The 16,788-nt window shown below is 34.1% G+C and carries 15 protein-coding genes and 1 tRNA gene; 1 reads left to right on the plus strand and 15 read right to left on the minus strand.

The annotated features are described in order from the left end of the window. Nucleotides 1–38: 38 nt before the first annotated feature. The 4 genes from BN2390_RS20670 to BN2390_RS20685 all read right to left on the minus strand — a co-directional run bounded on the left by BN2390_RS20670 (nucleotide 39) and on the right by BN2390_RS20685 (nucleotide 5,585). The gene (locus BN2390_RS20670; RefSeq protein ID WP_053986174.1) at nucleotides 39–1,619 is read right to left on the minus strand and encodes an extracellular solute-binding protein; all 1,581 of its coding nucleotides are present in this window, start codon (nucleotides 1,617–1,619) and stop codon (nucleotides 39–41) included. Nucleotides 1,620–1,843: 224 nt separating this feature from the next. Further along, the gene (locus BN2390_RS20675; RefSeq protein ID WP_053986175.1) at nucleotides 1,844–4,168 is read right to left on the minus strand and encodes an AraC family transcriptional regulator; all 2,325 of its coding nucleotides are present in this window, start codon (nucleotides 4,166–4,168) and stop codon (nucleotides 1,844–1,846) included. A 107-nt stretch (nucleotides 4,169–4,275) separates the two neighbouring features. Then, nucleotides 4,276–4,623: a hypothetical protein gene (locus BN2390_RS20680; RefSeq protein WP_053986176.1), complete on the minus strand. Its 348-nt coding sequence runs from the start codon at nucleotides 4,621–4,623 to the stop codon at nucleotides 4,276–4,278. A gap of 122 nt (nucleotides 4,624–4,745) precedes the next feature. Further along, entirely contained in the window at nucleotides 4,746–5,585 is an 840-nt protein-coding gene (locus BN2390_RS20685) for a PHP domain-containing protein (protein WP_053986177.1), read from the minus strand. Nucleotides 5,586–5,745: 160 nt separating this feature from the next. Between BN2390_RS20685 and BN2390_RS20690 the strand changes: the two genes are divergently transcribed. Further along, a tRNA-Met gene (locus tag BN2390_RS20690) sits at nucleotides 5,746–5,818 on the plus strand. A gap of 24 nt (nucleotides 5,819–5,842) precedes the next feature. Here the strand turns inward: BN2390_RS20690 and BN2390_RS20695 are convergent. The 11 genes from BN2390_RS20695 to BN2390_RS20745 all read right to left on the minus strand — a co-directional run bounded on the left by BN2390_RS20695 (nucleotide 5,843) and on the right by BN2390_RS20745 (nucleotide 16,780). Beyond that, nucleotides 5,843–6,877 carry a lysylphosphatidylglycerol synthase transmembrane domain-containing protein gene (locus BN2390_RS20695; RefSeq protein WP_053986178.1) on the minus strand — a complete coding sequence of 345 codons (1,035 nt, stop codon included), beginning with the start codon at nucleotides 6,875–6,877 and terminating at the stop codon, nucleotides 5,843–5,845. Beyond that, on the minus strand, nucleotides 6,877–7,947 hold the full coding sequence (locus tag BN2390_RS20700; RefSeq protein WP_330373854.1) for a glycosyltransferase family 4 protein: 1,071 nt from the start codon (nucleotides 7,945–7,947) through the stop codon (nucleotides 6,877–6,879). Before BN2390_RS20700 ends, BN2390_RS20695 begins: the two co-directional genes overlap by 1 nt. 163 nt (nucleotides 7,948–8,110) lie before the next feature. Next, nucleotides 8,111–8,569: a GNAT family N-acetyltransferase gene (locus BN2390_RS20705; protein ID WP_053986179.1), complete on the minus strand. Its 459-nt coding sequence runs from the start codon at nucleotides 8,567–8,569 to the stop codon at nucleotides 8,111–8,113. Nucleotides 8,570–8,752: 183 nt separating this feature from the next. Then, nucleotides 8,753–9,931 (minus strand): LL-diaminopimelate aminotransferase, encoded by a 1,179-nt coding sequence (locus BN2390_RS20710; protein WP_053986180.1) that lies wholly within the window; start codon nucleotides 9,929–9,931, stop codon nucleotides 8,753–8,755. Between the two features lie 20 nt (nucleotides 9,932–9,951). Beyond that, entirely contained in the window at nucleotides 9,952–11,544 is a 1,593-nt protein-coding gene (locus tag BN2390_RS20715) for a CTP synthase (protein WP_053986181.1), read from the minus strand. Then, on the minus strand, nucleotides 11,541–12,380 hold the full coding sequence (dapF, locus tag BN2390_RS20720; protein WP_053986182.1) for a diaminopimelate epimerase: 840 nt from the start codon (nucleotides 12,378–12,380) through the stop codon (nucleotides 11,541–11,543). Before dapF ends, BN2390_RS20715 begins: the two co-directional genes overlap by 4 nt. Nucleotides 12,381–12,425: 45 nt before the next feature. Continuing rightward, nucleotides 12,426–12,995: an ANTAR domain-containing response regulator gene (locus BN2390_RS20725; RefSeq protein WP_053986183.1), complete on the minus strand. Its 570-nt coding sequence runs from the start codon at nucleotides 12,993–12,995 to the stop codon at nucleotides 12,426–12,428. Between the two features lie 29 nt (nucleotides 12,996–13,024). After that, nucleotides 13,025–14,344 carry a glutamine synthetase family protein gene (locus BN2390_RS20730; RefSeq protein ID WP_053986184.1) on the minus strand — a complete coding sequence of 440 codons (1,320 nt, stop codon included), beginning with the start codon at nucleotides 14,342–14,344 and terminating at the stop codon, nucleotides 13,025–13,027. 51 nt (nucleotides 14,345–14,395) lie between these two features. Beyond that, nucleotides 14,396–15,118: a GltB/FmdC/FwdC-like GXGXG domain-containing protein gene (locus BN2390_RS20735; protein WP_053986185.1), complete on the minus strand. Its 723-nt coding sequence runs from the start codon at nucleotides 15,116–15,118 to the stop codon at nucleotides 14,396–14,398. Beyond that, nucleotides 15,108–16,346, minus strand: a complete 1,239-nt coding sequence (locus tag BN2390_RS20740; protein ID WP_053986186.1) for an NAD(P)/FAD-dependent oxidoreductase — start codon at nucleotides 16,344–16,346, stop codon at nucleotides 15,108–15,110. The genes BN2390_RS20735 and BN2390_RS20740 overlap by 11 nt, the downstream gene beginning before the upstream one ends. Before the next feature lie 5 nt (nucleotides 16,347–16,351). Then, nucleotides 16,352–16,780, minus strand: coding sequence for a 4Fe-4S dicluster domain-containing protein (locus tag BN2390_RS20745; RefSeq protein WP_053986187.1), 429 nt, complete (start codon nucleotides 16,778–16,780; stop codon nucleotides 16,352–16,354). Nucleotides 16,781–16,788 lie beyond the last annotated feature (8 nt).

Consider the following 16,788-nt stretch of genomic DNA (forward strand, 5'->3'; position numbering starts at 1 on the left):
AAGGCTACTGCATATAAAGCAGCAGCCTTAAACTCTACCTATTTCTTTTGGTCAAGATACATTTGTGTATAACACTCAATCCATTTATCTAATCCTGCTTGATATAATTGATCTACGAATTGGTCAAATTCATCTATCGGACGTTTTCCCATAACAAATTTAATCGTTTCTTCATCTATCATTCTTTGAATATCAGATGCACCCGGCACTTTTTCTTTAATAATTGCTGGGTCATATACTATACCTGCATCTACTGGCATTTTAGCTCTTACTAAATCAGTACCATCATTCTTAAGGTAATCTTGGTGAATGGCTTGTTGTGGATTATTACCTACAACTGCTGTTTCCATAGGTAAACCAATGGCGAAGGCATACTCTGCATAATACCCTTGCTTTTCACCTATTGTTTCATATACATATTGATCTTTATCTTCCCATTTCCAGAACATATCTTCTGGCCCATACCATGAAACCATATGATTTTCTGGATTTGCATAGATGAAGTTAAGCATTTCTATAGCTGCTTTTGGGTCGTTACAATTAGCAGAAATCATAGCACCTTGTGTATCTGCACCTTGTGCTGTCTCTGCTTTACCTTTAGGACCTTCTAAGCCACCTAATGGAAAAGCATAAGTTGCTGTTGGAATATTTTTTTGTAAATCATAAGCTGATAAAGTAATATTTGAATACCATACCGCTGCTGACCCTGCTCTACCTTGTTTAATGATTTCACGAATCTTATCTTTGCTAAGTGCAGCAAATTCTGGGAACATATACCCTTCTGTATACCATCTATTCATGGTAGTGAGGAAGTCTTTAAAGCCAGGTTGTAATTCAGCTGGTTTCACTTTTCCATCTGTTTCATCGTACCAATTACTATATCCATATTCTGTAAAGGCACCTAAGAATGTATTATGTAGCCCCTTAGATGAATGTTTTCCTGCTATATCTGCAAGAAGTGGTATTGTACCTTCCCCACCTGGTTTTTGTTCTTTAAAAGCTTTAAGCACTTGTTCATACTCATCTATTGTCTTTGGCATTGGAAGTCCTACTGCTTCTAACCAATCTTCACGTATCCAAATAGGATTCCCTAAGAATGGTGTCATACGAGGTATCCCCCATATATTTCCGTCTTTGTCTGTCATACAATCCCATGACTCTTGTGGCCATGCAGCTTTAATATCTTGACCTACAGTATCTAAATATTCATTAAGAGGTATAATCATCTTCTTAGATGCATACTCTGGCCACTTACCCCAAAATACATCTATTTGTTCATTAGCTGCAAGTAAAAGATTAAGCTTTTTCTCTTCTTCTCCTGCCGGTGGAACAACAACATCTACTTCATGCCCTGTACCTTCTTTAAACCATTCTTTAACTTGTGCCATAATTTTAGGATCTGCACCAGATTCTGAACCCGGTCCTGCAATTGAGCCACTATTGTTATAAACAACTAGCTGACTTGCAACATCTTCTTTCTTTTGTGCACTTTCCTCTGCCTTAGGCTTACTTTCTGTTTGTGGAGTAGTTGTAGTTGGTGTACTTCCTGTACTACATCCTGCTAATGATCCTGCACATAGAGCAACACACAATCCTTTTAGAGCTAACTTTTTAAACATAACATTCCCCCTATTATATTTTTTCAAGTTAAAGCTTCGCTAAGCTTCTATCTCCTTTTTAACATAGTAAATACTCCTACGTAAATGCTATATTCTCCACACTAATATAACACTTTTTACCCAGCCTTCATTTTACAACGCTCAAGAGTATGTATATTTTCAACATCTACACCAACTATCTACTCTCTATTTTTATTATTTTTATACTATATATCATTTTTGTTCTATTCTATTTTTTTATTTCCATTTATTTTTCTGTATTCTCCAGGTGTAATAGAGTAATACTCTTTAAATACTTTAATAAAATAATTTGTATTAGGATAACCTACTTCCATAGCAATATCTTTGATTTTGTACTTTTCATCTGCTAATAGTTGAATGCTATGGTCTATTCTAACTTTAGTTAGATAATCAATAAACTTCTTACCTGTTACTTCTTTAAACACTCTACTAATATAAGTTGGATTAAGTCCTAAATCCTCTGCAAATTTATCTAAGGATATTGCACTACCACAACTTTCTTCTATTTCTTTAATAATATAAGAGACATACTTATTTTTATGGTCTATAATTCCTTCATCAATATAGTTAGTTGCTACTTGAAAAATTTCATTGAACCAACAATTTATCGCACCTGTATTATAGTGATCGATTAGCTCCTGATATAAGTTTCTATTCACTCCATACACTTGTGATATTTCTAACCCCATCGATGTAACTGTATTAAAAACTTGGCTCAATACTTCAAAATAGATAAGCTGAGCTTGTTCATAACTTATCTTTTCTTGCTCTAATGTTCCTTCTGCAAGAATTTGCTCAAATGTACGCTTAGTAGAATCAAGATCCCCATTTCGTAAATATCCACCTAATATATCTAACTTTTCCTTTGGATAAATAATATTTTTGCTTGTACTTAGTTGACTCTCTCGTAAACCACTTACCCCTACTTTATTATTGACTACTAAGTATTTAAAGAACTGGCTCACTTCTTCAAATTCTTCTTGTACCTCTGTAATACAAGTTAGACATCTACTCACTGCAATAATAGGTTGAATCATTAATTCAGCTTCTAAATGTTTACTTAAGCATTCTAATCTTTTAAATACTTCATGTTCTGGTCTATTATCTAAGTTAATCAGTAATACCCATTTATCATTTTCTACTTCTAGGTTTTCATAACGTATATCATTTAAAGTATCCTGAATGATTTCACCAACAAGTATCTTTCTTGTACCTAATACATTTAACTCTACTAACTCCTTCGATGTTTGTGCTGAAAGTATGATAATTACAATACCTTCTATATCTAACTTAATGTCTAAAAGTTGTAATTGCTTACTAATCTCTTCTTTTGTTGTATGCTTATATTTTAAAAGTGATAATAAGAACTTCTCCTTACAAGCGGGTAAAGTATAATCCAGCTTCTGTTTAAGTACATCTGTTTCACCTTGTATAGTTATAAAGCTATTTTGTATACTATCAAACTCATTATCTTTTGATTCTTTTCGATAATGACCTATATATTGTAAAACTTTCTTTACAGGTTTATATAACTTATTGGCAAAAATAACTGCTGCAACCAAAATAATAGCAATACATATACTACTTAATACGATAATTAAGAATGCGAGTTTAAAGATATATCTTAAATATTTTTCTAAGTTAACTGCATTAACAAAGCGCCAGTTTGTATAGCCTGAATCCTGTACTGTAATGATATAAGGTACATTATCTATTTTTTGCACTTTTATCATATGATTCTCTAGATTATCTATATTAATCTCTTCTAACACTTTTTGATACCTTTCATCTTGCAGTAAAACTTCTCCATTAGGTGCCAAAACAAATAATAAATCATTATCACCATTATTGATGCTTCTAATTTTATAATAAAGTTTTTGTGCATCTAAATTTACAGCTATAATATTATTTGATTCATAATAAGAATGCATAACTAATGTAATGATTGCTTTACTTGTCCCATCTGATTGTTTAGCAATCCTTGTATTCATAAACTCAGGTGCTACAAAATCTTCTTTTTCATACTTCAGCCACATAGGGTCTATAAATTCTTCTTTATCATATTGAGTACCTACATCTGTATAGACAATACCTTTTCTTCCATCTAACAAATAGACAGACTCTACAAATTCATTAGATAATCTAAGAGCACTCATCCGTTTAAATATTTTGCTTCTAGATTCTACATAACTATTAATGCCATCTAAGTCTTCTGTAATGTTCATTGTTCGAATAAGCTCTTCGTAGTATCCACCTCTATAAAAGTTTTCAAAATCCCCAAAAGTATCATCTATAGTCATCTGTTTACAACTATCACTTACTTGTTTAAAGACTATATCAACCGCAGTAATTGCTTGTTTTAAATAAGTTTTACTGAACTCCTCTACCTGACTTAATATAATTTTCTTAGTACCTATAAAGGTACTACCACTAACAATAGCTAATGGTACCGCTGCAATAATAATGAGATAAATCAGGAGTTGAATAATATATTTATTATAGTGAAATGATAATCTTCTTCCCTTCATCCTATCCCCCATTTATTAATTTTCTATATCTTAACCTAAAAATCCCCTTATAAAGTTGCTTAAAACACCTCTATAAGGGGATTCCTATTCTTTAAGCTAAGTTTCGCTTAAGAAACTAACATCCTTTCTATTATAAATTGCCCACATTCTTGGTTAAGCCTATGTAAGCTCCCTGCTACCGCATGTCTACCTTGTTTGGTAAACGGTGTTGGCTCTTTTCCTAGTAATTCTTTAATCTTAGAAAAAATAGGTTTAACAGATAACTTGCTTTCTAACCATTCATATTGTACATCAAGTGTACTCGGCTCCTTGCTTGGATAAGCTCCTTTAACGACTGTTCCCACTGATACGATGGTCCCACCTATGTAAGTAAAAATCATATCTCCTTCTAAAACGCCTTCTAAATCAGGTTCTACTTCAAAAGATTTGTTTTGGAATACAATATAATAATTCATAGCTTATCCCCCTTATAATTAGAAAATAGATGCTATCTTTATTTTACTACAAAATCCAACTAAAAAGGGAGATTTGATAAGAATTTTCTAATTAATTCTTATCAAATCTCCCTTTTCCTTTTCTACTTAAGTAATGGCTCAATATTTACCATGTCTCTTGTTATATTCATACATCCAATGGTTTGGTCTAAAGTTTTTGCTTCTTTTCCAAACTCTCCATGTTCATCACTTCCTGTTGTAATAAGCATATTGTGCTTTTTACAGAAGTCTAAACAGGTCTTAGTCATCATTTCACTATGTGTTGGGTAGTAACATTCAACACCTTGTAATCCCATTTTTCTAAGAGTTTCTAATTCTTCTTCTAAAGCTTCTTGTGAGAGTTCTTTGAAGTAAGACATTGGATGAGCAAGCACGCTATATCCGCCTGCTTCTTTTATTGCATCACACAGCTCTTCAAGACTTGGAAAATCATATTCTGTGAAATCACAGCCATATTCTCTATAATATCTAAATCCCTCAAATAATCTTGAGCTTAGTCCTTTATCAAATAAATAATGCAGACCTTTCCATCCACCTTTACGTCTATCATAAGTATAGGCTTCAAAATCAGCTACTGAAACACGTGAATCTACCTTTTCTAAGTTTACAACAAGATCATCACTCATACGATTCATTTCACGGTCTGCTAAGTCAATTAGCTCAAAAAGACGTTTAGAATCTTCAAATCCATAGGCAAGAAGATGTACTACTTTATCTTTATAGCTGGCATTAATCTCTACTCCACGAATAGGGATAATACCTGCTTTACGTGCTGCTTCTTGCAATCCTTCCCAGGATTCTAATTTATTATGATCTGTAATAGCCAAAATCTTTACATTTCTATCTACTGCTTTATCTACAATTTCTTGTGGCGACATGGTTCCATCAGAAAAATAAGTATGCATGTGTAAATCTACTTTCATTTTTTCTCCTCCTCTAAGTCTTTTCTTTGTTATAACCATTATACCTAAAAGCGCACCTTTACTAAAGCGTAAACTCATTTTCCAAAAATTGTATAATTTTCTTTACCAAACTCTCTTGACTTCTCTTTTTATTAAGTATATACTATTTTTATCACATTGACGCGGAGTGGAGCAGTTGGCAGCTCGTCGGGCTCATAACCCGAAGGTCTCAGGTTCAAGTCCTGACTCCGCAATTTAAAAAGCCTAAATCTTACGATTTAGGCTTTTTTTGTTTTGTTTTTTAATCGTTCTCTTACTGGTCTTTCATCTTTCTTCCAAAATGTAAAGCACATGCCTACACATATAGTTAAATAGAAAGTAATCATTCTCCATATCAATATGGAGACATTTAAAAGATTTGGCGGGAAGAATAGCCTAAAGAAAGTAAAGAAACTTACCTCTGCCCCTCCAGCTGCGCCTGGTAATGGAATAAAACTTGAAATCATAAGCACAAAAGCTTGTGCTGAAATGATTGATATTACTGATCCATTTAGATTAAAAGCCCTTAGTATAAAATAAGGTACTAAAAAATACACTGTAAGCTGAATGACTGAACAAATCATCATTGCTAAAATCATTTCTTTATTCTGTTTCATCCATTTAAAGCTTTTATAAAAGCTATCAAATTCTTTTCTAATATAGTGCTTTTTTCTTTCTACATCCTTGACCCATCCAAGCTTCCCTAGCCCATCTATTACTTTGCATGTCCATTTAACAGTCCCATTTTTAAAGTAACCGATAGAAAGTAAGCCAAGAACAACGGCTGTATTCACCGCAAATCCAAACCACACCATATAAGTAAAGCCACTTACGGTCTGTGAGAATTCTTCTAGCTTAAAATATAAAACCACCAAGGAGTATAGCGTAAGTACAACTTGATAGACTATAAATTTAGTAAGTAGACAGCTACTGGCTATTCCAAAAGGTACACCTGTTTTGACCATATGCAATGCTTGCATCGGCTGACCTCCACTAGAAAAAGGTGTAATGCAGTTAAAAAACTGCCCGATCATTGTGGTCTGAACCGTAGACTTAAACTTCTGCCTAGGATGAAGCTTTGCAGTCACTAAGTGTAAAATAAAGCTTTCTAGTGCCCAGTACACCACCATGAGTAGTAGTGTACCTAGAATCCATTCTATCTTTGCCTTACTAAAAATGGTTAATAGATTATTCTGTTCTTTATAACTTACATAACTAATGATTCCTATAAGAGACATTAAGATAATAACTAAATTTCTTTTTTTAATCTTCATTATCCTACAAACCTATTCAGCAAGGTTTTAATCTTTACTGGCTTTGTTTCATTTAAGATTTGATTGTAGAATTCATCCCACATGCTTAATACATGGTCTCTATGATAAAATTCATGCCCTTTCCAAGAGGAAGCACATGCCTTTTGATAGTAGAGTTCATCTTGTGATAGACGCTCTAAAATATTTTTAAATTCTTCTATATTATTTCCTCTTAAATAGAAATCAAATAGTATATTTTTATAAATATCAATGTCTCTTAATAAAATAGGTATTTTGCAATTCATAGATTCTAAAATAGTCATTGGGAATAACTCTTCAAAAGATGGTAAGAACATCACATCTCCTAAGTTATAGACTTCATTCATCAGTTCTCTATCGATAATTCCTAAGAACTTAAGATTGTCTGGTGGATTTTCCACTACTTCTTTAATTTCTTTATAGCCATCTGTCATTTTGCCAAATGAGAAGCCTCCTGCCCATACAAATTGCATATGAGGCATTTCTTTAGCTATTTGTATAAAGTCAAATATACCTTTTCTCGTTTGGAGCTGTCCTACACATAATACCGTAAATTTATCCGTATCTAAGTTATATTTCTCTCTTAAATTCTTCTTATTAGACTTTTCCATTGGATAGAATTGTTTATCACAAACAAAGTTAGGAATATAAGTTACCTTTTCTGGGTCTACCCCATAAGCTGCTAATCTATCAATAAAATATGGATTAACTGTTACAAGATGATCCATACTTTTATAAAACTGTATAAGATACTTATAAAAAACCGCCTTGCATACCTTCGGTAACTGTAAACTGCTATCTACTGTTTCTGGCAAGAAGTGCACATATCCTACTGTTACCCCGTTAAATTTTGCAAATGGGATAGATAAGAAATATCTAAAATTGACAGTATGATAATGAGTAATGTCTGCATCTGGCCATTTATTTTCAGTTACTACAAATTGGTCCTTTAACCCCTCTTTTACAAGGTTTACTTGTTCATCATAAGCAGAAAGTACACCTTGCCCTTTTACTTTTGCTGCCTGTGAGAGCATATCAATTTTATAAATCATAATAATCCCCCGTTCATTTTATAAGCTATACCATGCTGTTTATATTACTATATTATCAAGCAATTATTAAAAACCATGATTCTATTTCTTAAGTTTTCTTAAAGTTATTCTGGGTTATTCTTAATTATAACAAAATTTTTAAATAATTCAACTTTAGCAGACCTTATAGGACTTTCTTCATGAATAGATCACAGCGACTACATACTTCTATTCCTTTTTCTTGTCTAAAGCCAAAACGCTCATAAAGAGGCAATGCCTTAACGAGTACTGAATTGGTTTGAAGTGTTATTGTTTTATAGCCTAACGCTTTAGCTGCTTCTAAAGCATTTTCCATAAGCTTCTTACCTAAACCTTTTCCTTGATAACTTGGTAATAGATACATTTTCCTAAGTTCACAAGTCGTTTCATCTACTTTAAATATTCCTGTAGATCCAATAATTCTATCGTCTTCGAGGATAACTTGAAACCATCCCTTATTATTCATATAGTATTTTTTCAAATTGGTGACATCTAAATCCTCCTCTTCTGGATTAAATTCTAATCCATATCCACTAAGCACTTCTCTAACAACCTTAAGAACACCTTCTTCATCTCCTTGTTGGGCTTCTCTAAAATTAATCATAATTTCTTATTCTCTCTCCAATCTTATCATTTATTTTCCGTTATTTCTTCTATCTTTATTATAGGCTATAAATGTAAATTTTTAATAAGTTCTTACACTTAAGATAAAAGATAAAAAATTAAAGGCCCTCTAACTACTATGCACACACAGTTAGAGAAGCCTCTATTCTTTATTTTGTATTTATTATTTTAATGCTTTTAAGCGTTTAATTGCTTCTTCTACGTCTTCTCTTTCACCAAATGCTGTAAGTCTGAAGTATCCTTCTCCATTCTTACCAAATCCACTACCTGGTGTACCAACGATATGAGCCTCCTGAAGAAGGTATTCGAAGTACTCCCATGAAGTCATACCAGATTTACACATCAGCCAAATATAGGGTGAATGCTCTCCACCAATAAAAGACATACCTAACTCTGTTAATGCTTCTGTAAGTAAAGCAGCATTTTGCTTATAGTACTCAATGTTTTCTTTGATCTGCTGTTGCCCTTCTGGTGTGAATATAGCCGAAGCAGCTTTTTGGATAATATAAGGTACACCATTAAATTTAGTGGTTTGTCTTCTAAGCCATAATGAATGTAGGGCTACATCACCACATTTTAATTCAAAAGGTACCACTGTATAACCACATCTTGTTCCTGTAAATCCTGCTGTCTTAGAAAGAGAACAAAATTCGATAGCACATTTTTTTGCACCTTCAATTTGATAAATACTTCTTGGTAATGTTTCATCACCAATGAATGCTTCATAAGCAGCATCAAATAAAATAATAGCATTCTTAGCTAATGCATAGTCCACCCACTCTTTAAGCTGGTCTTTTGAGTAGACAGCACCTGTTGGGTTGTTTGGTGAACATAGGTAAATAATATCTGCATCAACTGTATAGTCTGGCATAGGTAAGAAGTTATTGTCTTTGTTTGCTTCCATATAACAAATTGTTCTGTTTGCCATAATATTTGTATCTACATATACTGGGTACACTGGATCTGGAATAAGTACAGTATTATCTGCATCAAAAATATCTAAGATATTTCCTAAATCACTTTTAGCACCATCACTTACAAAGATTTCATCTTCACTTACCTCTGTATGATGCCCCTTGTAGTACTCACTGATTGCTTGACGTAAAAAAGCATAACCTTGTTCTGGTCCATATCCTTTAAATGTTTCTTTAATCCCCATTTCATCTGTAGCTTCATGTAATGCTTTTGTAACCGCTGGACATAATGGCCTTGTTACATCACCTATCCCTAATCTAATCACACGTACATCTGGATTTTGTTTTGTAAACTCTGCTACTTTCTTAGCAATAGTAGAGAACAAATAACTTTGTTCTAACTTTAAATAGTTCTCATTAATTTTCATTCTATCACTCCTTTATAGATCTAACATATACTTGCTGCAATGAAAGCTTTAAAAAGAGGATGTGCTTTGTTTGGACGACTTTTGAACTCTGGATGGAACTGTACACCTACATAGAAATCATTCTCTGTGTATTCTACAGCTTCTACTAAGTAACCATCTGGTGATGTTCCTGTTATAGATAAACCACCCTCTTCTAATTGCTCTCTATAAGTATTATTGAATTCATAACGATGTCTATGTCTTTCTGAAATCATTGTTTCTTCGTAAGCTCTTGCCATCATAGAACCTTCTTGTATTTTACAAGGATATGCACCAAGTCTCATTGTGCCACCTTTAGCATGGCGTTCATATTGATCTTCCATTAAATCAATAACTGGGTACTTAGCCTCTGCATCAAACTCACTAGATGTTGCCCCTTCATATCCTAATACATTTCTAGCATATTCCATTACTGCGATTTGCATACCTAAACAAATACCTAGGTAAGGAATATTATGTACTCTTGCGTAGTTAGCTGTTATAACTTTTCCTTCTACACCACGATTTCCAAATCCTCCTGGAATGAGGATACCATCGCAACCTTCTAATACTTCTCTTACATTTTGTTCAGTAATGGTTTCTGAATCAATCCATTTAATTTGAACTTTTGCACTATTTGCATAGCCTGCATGATAGAGTGCTTCTGCAACAGAAAGATAAGCATCATGTAATTTTACATATTTACCGACTAAGGCTATCGTTGTTTCTTTTGTACTTCCTTTAATTGTTTCTATCAGTTGTTCCCACTCTGTAAGGTCTGGCAGTGGACATTCTAAGTGTAGTTCACGACATACAATACTTGAGAAGTTTTGTTCTTCTAACATCATAGGTGCCTCATATAGTACTGGCAACGTAATATTTTCAACAACACAATCCATTTTTACATTACAGAATAAGGCAATTTTTTGTTTGATTATTTGATCAATAGGCTCATCACTACGTGTCACAATAATATCTGGCATAATCCCTAATGATTGAAGTTCTTTAACTGAATGTTGAGTTGGTTTTGATTTATGCTCATTAGATCCTTTAATATAAGGTACATAAGTGACATGAATAAAGAGGCAATTCTCTCGTCCGACTTCATGTGAAAGTTGACGAATTGCCTCCAAGAAAGGTAGACTTTCTATATCTCCAGTTGTTCCTCCTACTTCTGTAATGACAATATCGGCATCAGTTTTTTGCCCTACAGCATAAATAAATTCTCTTATTTCATTAGTAACATGAGGAATAACCTGTACTGTCTCTCCTAAGTAGTCTCCATTACGTTCTTTATTTAATACACTCCAATAGACTTTACCTGTAGTTAAGTTAGAGTATTTATTTAAGTTTTCATCTATAAATCTTTCATAGTGACCTAAATCTAAGTCTGCTTCTGCTCCATCTTCTGTGACATAGACTTCACCATGTTGATACGGACTCATTGTTCCTGGATCAATATTAATATAGGGATCTAGCTTTTGTGCTGCTACCTTTAATCCTCTGGCTTTTAATAAGCGACCTAATGATGCTGCTGTGATACCTTTACCAAGTCCTGATACAACACCACCTGTTACGAAAATAAATTTTGTCATAGTTCTACTACCCCCTCGAAAGTCTTTCGTGCTGCGCCAGTCATATAAACTGTTTCATCTGAATAGGTGATTTTAAGTTCTCCACCACGTAATTTTACTGTTACTTCTTCATTTTGTTTACAAATGCCATTTAGTACAGCCCCTACTACAGTCGCACAAGCCCCTGTACCACATGCCAATGTTTCTCCACTTCCTCTTTCCCATACACGCATTTCTAAAGTATGTTCATCAATAACTCTTACGAATTCAGTATTTACTTGTTCTGGGAATATCTCTGCATGCTCAAAGAGTGGCCCTATTTTTTCAAGTTCCATAGAAGCTACTTCTTCTACAAAAATAATGCAGTGAGGGTTCCCCATAGATACACATGTTATAGGATAACTATTTCTTCCTATTTGAATATCTTGATGTACAATCTGCGTACCTTCAAGATTGACTGGAATAGCTTTAGGTTCAAGTATTGGTGCCCCCATGTCTACGCACACAGATTGTACTTGCCCATTCTCGGCATTTAATTTCAAATGTTTGATACCGCTTAATGTTTCAATATCTATAGACTCTTTTGTAACTATCTTATGATCATATAAATACTTTCCAACACATCTAATGGCATTGCCACACATTTTACCTTCACTGCCATCTGTATTAAACATACGCATTTTTGCATCTGCTACATCTGAAGTACAAATAAGTACAATACCATCTCCACCTATTCCAAAGTGTCTATCGGATACTGTGATACTTACTTGTTCTGGATGTGGCAAATCCTCATTTAGGCAATCAAAATAAATATAATCATTGCCACAGCCTTCCATCTTAATAAATTTTCTTAGCATGTTCTCACTTCCTGTTAATTCATTCTATTTTAAAAGGCATGGCCTTTAACTTTCATAAACCTTTAATATACTCTCTGCAACATTTTTTCTAGTTGTTCGTCTATCCATGGCTTGCTTTTCTATATATTTATGTGCCTGTTCTTCACTCATATTTAAATATTGTATAAGTGTACATTTTGCACGATCTACTAATCTAATTTCTTCAATCTTACTTTGTAATTTTAAGTTTTCCTTTTTAAGCCCCAACATACGTCGTCTAGAGGCTGTTACTAATTTTATTGCTTGGTAAAACAATGCTTTTCCAATAGGTTTTTCAACTATAAATACACCATAGTCTTCTACCTTTAATGCGATATCATCTACTAGCTCATTCTTGACTAACATAATCACTCCAGCTGAAGTACGGTCAGTCACAAAGAATGCCAATTCATCTCCAAATTCATCTGTAAGTGGTGTATTAATAATAACCATTTCAAACTCACTTTGAGCCACTCTTCTCCTAGCTTCACTACCACTCCCGGCTGAAGTAATGTTATTCATTTGCCCAGCTTTAAGCAATTCCTCTAAAAGGGCTACTCCCTTTGGAGAACTTGACACAATGAGTACGTCTCCCATCACTCACCATCCTTTCAACCTAGTCTATACTAAACACGAGTAAAATAAGCCTCTTCCTCAGCCTGAAGCTGGTCCTTAGCACTTATAACTTGGTTATATTCCTCTTCTTTGATGGCGAGATATTTCTTTAAAGTAATCGGAGCTAAAACCTGTTTAACAAAATCACTTTTCTTGGCATACTCTAAAGCCTCTTTTAATGTACTTGGTAATTGTTTAATGCCTTCTATTTTAGAAGGGTCCACTTCATAAAGATTATAATTTGTTGCGGGTTCTAGTGTTTTTTGTGCTTCCATACCTTCTAATCCAGCATGGATAATTAAAGCAAATGCTATATAAGGATTACATGCTCCGTCTGCTGAACGTAATTCCATTCGTACGTATTCTCCTTGAGCTGCTGGAATACGAATAAGTTGAGAACGATTTTGATGAGACCATGTAACATACTTTGGTGCTTCATCTAGTCCTAGTCGTCTATAAGAATTGGTTAGTGGATTTAAGAATGCTGTAATCTCTACAATTCTATCTAGTACACCTTGTATAAAACTTTCAGCTTCTTTAGAATGATTATTTTCATTATTTCTAAAGATATTTACACCATTTTTTGAAAGTGAAAGATTAATATGAAGCCCATTTCCACTTTTGTCTTCAAATGGCTTTGGCATAAATGAAGCAAATAATCCATTTTGTGCTGCCACACTCTTAACAACAGATTTAAATGTAATCAGGTTATCTGCTGCTTGCAATGCATCACTATATTTAAAATCAATTTCATTTTGACCTGGCCCCTGCTCATGATGAGAACTCTCTGGTTGAATGCCCATCTCCTCTAATGTTAGACAAATCTCACGTCTCACATTTTCTCCACGATCAAAAGGTGCAATATCAAAGTATCCAGCTCGGTCATGTGGTTCTTTAGTTGGATAGCCTTTATCATTTAATTCAAAGAGATAAAATTCACATTCTGGACCAATCTTACATTGATACCCCATCGTTTCTGCTCTTTGTATTGCTTGCTTTAAGATGTTTCTTCCATCACCTTCAAAAGGCGTCCCATCAGGTTTCTTAATATCACAAAAAATTCTTATGACTCTTCCTTGTTGAGGACGCCAAGGTAAAATTGAAACAGTGGAAGCGTCAGGGAATAAAAATAAATCAGATTCCTCTACATTCATAAACCCTTTTACTGCTGAAGCATCAAAAGATATCCCACTTTGAAAAGCACGTGGCAATTCACTGGCCATAATCGATACATTTTTTTGGTTACCTAATATATCACAAAAGGCTAACTTTACAAACTTCACATCATTTTCTTCAACAAATTGCAATACTTCATTTATTGTATATTCCACTTTTATCGCCTCCACTTATATGCATTCTTTTTATTATATTCCTAATGCTTATTAGTTATGGGTATAGAGTTGTCTGTAAGGATTTTTTGTATCTGGTTCTAGTACATAGAAGTTCTTTGACCATACTTTTTCTTTATCTACATTAAATGTCTCACAAAATGTTTCAACATCTTGCCTAATACCTTCTACGTCTTCTTCTGTCATCACTCTTGCTACAACTTGTTTTGGAAGGTCGGCTGGGAGCTTATCACAACGTAAGTAGATTTTGCCACCATGCATTCCTGTTCCACAAAAGTGTCCTACTGGAACTTCATCTTCACAGTTTAGCCCAAGCACTACAATGTTTCCTCCTGCTTGGTATTCACCTAAGAAACTTCCTGCTTTTCCTCCTATTATAAGAAGAGGTTGTTTCTCCTTATAGGCTTTCATATGTATGCCCGCTCTATAACCAGCATTATCCCTTACATAAATTTTGCCACCACGCATAGCATATCCTGTGGCATCTCCAGCCGATCCATGAATACAAATAAGTCCTTCATTCATTGTATCTCCTGTAGCCTCTTGTGTATTTCCATATACCTCTATCACACAACCATCTAAATAGCTACCAAGTGCATTTCCTGGTGTACCTTTAATAATCAGATGTTTACCTGATAACCCACTTGCTATATAACGCTGTCCTATACAATTATCTAATGCAATTGTATCTTCTTTATAATTCCTAATTTTATTATTTAAAGTTTGGAAGTGCATTGTTCCTACATTAATGTTCATTTTTTCTTCCTCCTAACTTGTCATCTCTATAATTTCTTGAGAAGGCTATAAGCCCTGGTCTCTCTTTAAGAAGTTCAAAGTTAAGACTACTAAGTGGAATTTGCTCTCTTATAATTGATGTATAAATTCCTGCACCTTCAACATCACCTAGCATCATAAAGCCCTTAAGTAAATCATCTTTTACAATAAGCTTTTTGTAGTTATTTTCATCTTGGGTAATTATTTCTTCCCCTTCATAACTACCTGCACTTATTAAGTGTAATCCAAAAAATCCAATGGCATTCATAGGAATAGCTTTATCAAACTTTTGCTTACCTAATGCCATATTAATCCCGGCACATTCACCTTGTCTATAGGCATTGGGTAAAATAGCCAGAATTTTTTGGTTACCATCTGTCAGATCTACACTCTCAGTACAATCCCCAGCAGCATAGATATTTTCTAAACTTGTTTGGCAGTATTCATCGAGGATAATCCCTCTATTTACTCTGCCACCAGCTTGTTGTACAAGCTCTACATTGGGTCTTACCCCAACAGCTAAAACGAGAATATCAAATTCAACTGTTGTACCATCTTGGAAATAGGCTGTATGAGCATCTAACTTTTGAACTCCTGTACCTAATTTAAATTGTATATTATAATTCTCTAAATGCTTTTTTAAGCGTGCCCCACACTCCATATCAACAATACTAGAAAGTACATGAGGTGCAATATCACATACGGTTAGGCTAGCTACCTTTTTTGAGATTGCTTCTGCACATTTAAGACCAATTAATCCAGCACCTACAATGAGCACTTTACTTTTTTCGTTAATCTTTTCGCCTAAGGCTTTTGCAGAATCTAATGTCATAAATGTAAATTGATTTTCTACTTTTTCTAGTCCTTCAATAGTTGGAACAAATGGTCTTGATCCTGTTGCTACTAGTAACTTGTCATAGCCTATAACTTCTCCAGTTTGTGTAACAATTTCTTTCTTATCTGGATGAATTTCTGTAACATAAGTTTCTAATTTTAATTGACAGTTCATTTCCTTATAGAAGTTATCATCTCGATACTTCATACGTTCTAAATCTGTTTTTCCTTGCAATAGATAGGAAATGAGTGGTCTTGAATAAGTGTGATAAGCTTCATTTGATAAGACTACAATCTCACTGTTAGTATCTTGACTACGGATTCCCTCTATCCCTCCAATAGCAGCTGTAGAGTTTCCAATAATAACATATTTCATTCTACTCACCTCTCTTCATATACAATCGCTTGATTAGGGCATCCTTTAACACATGCCGGTTCCCCACTTTGATTACCCATGCATAGTTCACACTTTTGAACAATCCCCTCTGCTGCCATCTTAACCGCGCCATATGGGCAAGATAAAATACATGTACAGCAACCAACACATTTGTTTTTGTCAACTGCAATAAGTCCATCTTTTTTTGTAAGCGCTCCCGTGATACACCCTTTTACGCAAAGTGGTTCCTCACAATGTCTACAAGATACTGCAAAGCAAACTTGATCTTTTTCTTCTATTTGAATGCGTGGTTGAACCGTTTTATTTTTAAGTGCTTTAACCATATCTTTTTCTACTGAGTTTGCAAAAGCACAGTAGTATTCACATAGATGACACCCTAAGCACCACTTTTCATTGACATAAACCCTTTTCATCGTTCTCC

Origin of the sequence: Niameybacter massiliensis (genome assembly GCF_001282685.1) — a bacterium.
GTDB lineage: Bacteria > Bacillota > Clostridia > Lachnospirales > Cellulosilyticaceae > Holtiella > Holtiella tumoricola.